At 45.6% G+C, this 4,467-nt stretch carries 6 protein-coding genes and 2 pseudogenes; 5 read left to right on the forward strand and 3 right to left on the reverse strand.

Annotation, left to right across the window (positions count from 1 at the left end; translation table 11 throughout):
* The first annotated feature begins 147 nt into the window (after positions 1–147).
* Complete coding sequence (locus CAGGBEG34_RS11180) at positions 148–363, forward strand: hypothetical protein (RefSeq protein WP_158641857.1); 216 nt, start codon at positions 148–150, stop codon at positions 361–363.
* A 15-nt stretch (positions 364–378) separates the two neighbouring features.
* On the opposite strand, the gene CAGGBEG34_RS08415 is transcribed toward CAGGBEG34_RS11180, so the two are convergent.
* Both CAGGBEG34_RS08415 and CAGGBEG34_RS08420 read right to left on the reverse strand, forming a co-directional pair.
* Positions 379–759, reverse strand: coding sequence for a type II toxin-antitoxin system VapC family toxin (locus CAGGBEG34_RS08415; RefSeq protein ID WP_006683251.1), 381 nt, complete (start codon positions 757–759; stop codon positions 379–381).
* On the reverse strand, positions 756–1,004 hold the full coding sequence (locus CAGGBEG34_RS08420) for a type II toxin-antitoxin system Phd/YefM family antitoxin (RefSeq protein ID WP_006683252.1): 249 nt from the start codon (positions 1,002–1,004) through the stop codon (positions 756–758). Before CAGGBEG34_RS08420 ends, CAGGBEG34_RS08415 begins: the two co-directional genes overlap by 4 nt.
* A 392-nt stretch (positions 1,005–1,396) precedes the next feature.
* Between CAGGBEG34_RS08420 and CAGGBEG34_RS08425 the strand changes: the two genes are divergently transcribed.
* From CAGGBEG34_RS08425 to CAGGBEG34_RS11840, 3 genes and pseudogenes are all read left to right on the forward strand, one after another.
* Complete coding sequence (locus CAGGBEG34_RS08425; RefSeq protein ID WP_006683253.1) at positions 1,397–2,014, forward strand: nucleotide-binding protein; 618 nt, start codon at positions 1,397–1,399, stop codon at positions 2,012–2,014.
* Positions 2,011–2,265 (forward strand): hypothetical protein, encoded by a 255-nt coding sequence (locus tag CAGGBEG34_RS08430; protein WP_006683254.1) that lies wholly within the window; start codon positions 2,011–2,013, stop codon positions 2,263–2,265. The genes CAGGBEG34_RS08425 and CAGGBEG34_RS08430 overlap by 4 nt, the downstream gene beginning before the upstream one ends.
* Positions 2,266–2,433: 168 nt before the next feature.
* A pseudogene (locus CAGGBEG34_RS11840) lies at positions 2,434–3,123 on the forward strand (replication initiator protein A).
* Positions 3,124–3,532: 409 nt separating this feature from the next.
* On the opposite strand, the gene CAGGBEG34_RS11455 reads toward CAGGBEG34_RS11840, so the two are convergent.
* A complete protein-coding gene (locus CAGGBEG34_RS11455; RefSeq protein WP_203224874.1) occupies positions 3,533–3,745 on the reverse strand; it encodes a hypothetical protein in 213 nt (70 codons plus the stop codon).
* Positions 3,746–3,982: 237 nt separating this feature from the next.
* Here CAGGBEG34_RS11455 and CAGGBEG34_RS08440 point away from each other — a divergent pair.
* A pseudogene (locus CAGGBEG34_RS08440) lies at positions 3,983–4,467 on the forward strand (helix-turn-helix transcriptional regulator); the annotation flags it as partial.

A 4,467-nucleotide genomic window follows, 5' to 3' on the forward strand; every position in this document is an offset into this window, starting at 1 on the left:
AATCTGCTGCGGTTAATTGCTGTTGATATTGTTCGGGTAGTTCACCAAAAATATCTTCTAATTGGACACGAAGCAGGGTGCTCTCGCCTTGCTGTAGCCCTTGCTGTAAGCCTTTGTTGATGCCCATCTGCTCGATGCTCGTGATATATGCCACGTTTCGCTCCTTTTCCAATTGATAGATGGCAACAAACAGAGAAGGCCATTTTACCTTTTGAGGTGATGCAGTTGCCAGATTGCACCAGCTATTTAAAAGTTGCTACGTGCCCCCATTGGATGCGGGTGAGCTTTGATCATCTTTTGCTTCATCCTGTAACGGAAGCCTATTTGCCCGATAAAGTGGGAGCGGGAACCCGCGCGCAGTAAGCGCTTACCTCCCTGTCAATTGATAGCGATAACAAGTTCTGAATACTGTGTCAAAAGATGATCACTAGTAAGTAGCCTCATTGGTTCCGATAAAGCTTGTGCGACTAAAATTCTATCGAATGGGTCACGGTGAATGGGAGGTAGATTGCGGATATAGGATGCGTGCTCCCAACTCACTGGCAGTTCTTGAACTTTCATTTGCCTAAGATTTGTCACAAGCCGATCAATATTGACATTAAGCTTTCCTAAAGCTGTCTTGATACTTATTTCCCAAATGGATGCGGCGCTTACATAGATAGTGAGCGCTTTTTTAATTTCCTCTCTTGCCTGAGATGGCAAATTCTCCGGTTCATTCATCGCTCGTAATAAGATATTTGTGTCGAGCAATAAATTCACGTTGACGCCTTGCCTTCAAATAAAGAAAGAACATCATCTGAGAGCGGCGCATCAAAATCCGGGCTTATCGTAATCTCACCACGCATCACACCAAATTTAAAACCATTGCCGGTGCTTAGATCATAGGGGACTAGTTTTACTGATGGATTATTTGCGTTAGCAATGATCACTTCTTCCCCACTTAAGGCAGCCTTAATCAAACTGGATAATTTTGCTTTTGCCTCATAGGTATTGAACATAGGCATAAAAGACTCCTCTTACTCTGAAGATAGCGCATGTGGTCGTGTTATTTAAATAATGGTTAGTCTAGTTAGCCAATAAAAAGAAGTCAAGAACGCAACAGATTACGAAGTACGTAGCGTCTGACAAGAAGTAAAAAGAACAAGACCATTGGCGCCGGGTTTCAATAACGGTCAAAGCGGCCGTTGACAAGCATGTTTATTGATTGATGCGTATAAAAATTAGAAGTGAGCGTGTATTTCGAGTGTTGCATCAATGACCGTTACATTCGCTTAAGCGTAGTTGCCACTCCGATGTTCCAGATTCTATTTTCCTTTCAAACGCAACGACTTTAATACGTCAAGAAGTCAGGCATTTATGACTTTACAGCGTCAATGCGTCATGCTATCATGAATTTATGAAGACTTTAGCCTTTCTCAGTCAGAAGGGCGGCAGCGGAAAAACGACCCTTGCCGTTCATACAGCCGTAGCCGCGCATGAATCAGGTGAGCGGGTTGCGATTGTGGACACTGACATTCAAAAGAGCGCAACGACATGGGGCGAAGCGCGCAATGAAGATACGCCAATAGTAGCGACTGCCGCTGCTGCTGATCTTGTTGATGTCTTAAAGGCTGCCAGACAAGACAAAATGACTCTTGCCATTATCGATACTGCACCTCATGCCGCGCCAGATGCTGCCTGTATTGCCAAGGCCGTGGACTTGGTTGTTATTCCGTGCCGCCCGACTGCGTTTGACCTAGCAGCAGTTGGTAGCGCTGTAGAAATTGTGAAGGCAGCAGAGGCGCGGGGTGTCTTTGTGCTCTCAGCTTGTCCGTTTCGCTCGCCAGAGATTGCTGAAACGCGAGTAATGCTGGCTGATTATGGGCTACTTCTAGCACCCGTTGAAATTACCGACCGACGCGCATTTGCACGGGCAGTTGCCACTGGCCGCGCTGTAACAGAGTTTGAGCGCAAAGGCAAAGCAGCGGCAGAAATTCAATTGTTATGGGACTGGTTAAAGGGGCAAATTAAATGAGTAAACAATCAATAGGATTAGCCGCATTCGCCCAAAAAACTGTTACACGATCTAAGGCCGCCACGGAAGCACCACAACCTAACGAACGTGAACGTGGCAAGGGGGACAAAGTTTCCTTGACTGTGCGTCTGAATCGCTCTGATTGGGAGCGCCTTCACCAATTGGCTGTGTCAGAGGGTGCCAGCATTCAAACGCTGGCGGTACGAGGGTTGTCGAAGATTTTTGCAGAAAAAGGATTGCCTGGAATTTAACTGCATGACGTAATAAAGTCATAACTTCAAAAAGTCATGAGGACATACAAGAGCAGCTTTTGAGGGAACAATATGAGGGCTAAAGACGCGCTCTTGGAAAAAGTCGAACAAATCAGGCAACGTGTACAGAAACGCCAAGCCATGCAGACCGAGCTAGACTTCTCCGGTATGGCGGCGTCTGATGCTTTACCTGTTCCTGCTACAGTGACCGCCAAAAAGAATGAATGCGCTGGGCTGTTACCTGTACGGCACCTGAACCGCGATTTTTTTCTGTGCGACCTGTTTGATTACGCGCTAAAAGACGATGGGGCGAGTATGGAAGCGCCAATTTTCACGCTGGCCACTAAGCCGGATACATCTATTTGGCACTGGGAAAGCAAAGATGGGAACCGAAGCGTAACAGTAACGCCAAGCGTTCTTGGGAGGGCTACACAGCTTGATAAAGACATTCTGATTTATATCATTTCACAAATGACAGAAGCTTTGAACTGTAAGCGTGAAGATGCTAAAAAGCGCATTACTCGATTTACCGTGCATAGTTATCTTGTAGCAACTAATAAGCCAACTGGAGGCAAGGAATACAAGCGCCTAGAAAGCGCCTTAGAACGGTTGCGCGGTACATCAATAAAGACCGATATTGGGACAGGTGGCTAGCGAGTAAGAGAAGGCTTTGGCATCATTGACAGTTGGACGATTATTAAAAAATCGCCTGAAGATAGGCGCATGATTGCCGTCGAAGTCACGCTGTCAAAGTGGCTTTATAACGCCGTACAAGCTCAAACACTTGTGGATAACTTGAATTTTATTTATCTACAGATACAAAAATTCGTTCTATCACCCATGAAAGCCTGTGAATAGATTCGTTCTATCACCCATAAAGCTTTCGTTCTATTACCCATGTAAACAACCTCAAAAGCTAGAACCAGCAAGACTTTCAAAAACCGTAACGCGCGCGCGTTCTTTAACTTTTTAAAACGTTTCAACTTTTATACAAAACAGCCCCCCATTTCTCCCGTTGGTCGAAACGGGGGGATAAACGGCGCTACGCGCCTTGACGCCCCCCACGGGGCGGGGGGCGTACCGCCCCCCCTGTCCTGCGCTTCTCGCCCGCTATGCGGGCTGCGATGCTCGCCCCGTCGACCCCCTAGGGGGCTTGCAGCCCCCCGCCCTCCGGGCGGTTCCCCCCGCTAGTCTGCAGAGAAAAGAGCGGCAAGCCCTACTGCCACTCAGAGCCACAGCAGCACGGAAATTTCACAAGCCACCGAATTTACATCCCACCCATATGTAGAAACCAATTTGAACTTTCCACATAGGATAGGTTTGTGGGAATACTCGGCATGACATAACCGGGAATACGTTTGCGGACTTCACCAATTTGACCAAACAACGAAAGCAGACGAGCAGGGATTTCCTCTACCGATACATACCATTTAAACAGCTTATAAAGGCGGGAAGTAGCAGAGGGAATCCCATTATTCAAGATGCGATCTGGTAGGTCGTTAGGTCTGGTTTAGCTGTTTCCGCCCCTTTCGAGCCTGTCATGAATTTTGTGTGCCGAGACAGTGAAATCTTTGCATTCCGGCACACGAGGCAGAGTAAAAAAGTCTCTATTTTTTAACTAAGGAAGTTAATTATGGAATGAACTAGAGAGCCTTTTTCCAAAAGGCAGGGTTAATCTTAATTGATGTGAGAATTTCCGTCGAGTAAGGCTAACCCTATGGATACTGCTCAGATACTGTCTGATCTAAAAACGGTCAATTGTAGAGGTAGTTTTTTACAGGGTTTCTTGGAGCATTTTCCATATCCATGTATTATAAAGGATGGGCAGGAGAATAAATATATAATGGCCAATTATCATCAGATCAGTTTTATGGGATTGCAGTCCGTAAAAGATTTGATAGGACTCACAAAGTACGATATATGGCTCGATCCTACAGTTCAGAAGAGGAAAAATTTAACCAAAACCATAATATCAAATCATATTAAAAGCATTCAAATCGATGAAAAAGTCCACATGCGCTGTTTAGTAACTGGACGTTCTGAAAGCTGCGGACGCCTTGTCCTTGACGACAAAGGAAGGGTTCATTTTGAAAATTTCATCAAAACTGGAATACCAAATCACGAATATAAAATCATTGCCTTCTTGACCGTTTTTCTTGATTTCACGCACCAAATTCCTTTGTATAAGCTGTTTAGGCTCTA

It is taken from the genome of Candidatus Glomeribacter gigasporarum BEG34 (assembly GCF_000227585.1).
In the GTDB taxonomy this organism is placed as follows: Bacteria; Pseudomonadota; Gammaproteobacteria; order Burkholderiales; family Burkholderiaceae; genus Glomeribacter; species Glomeribacter gigasporarum_B.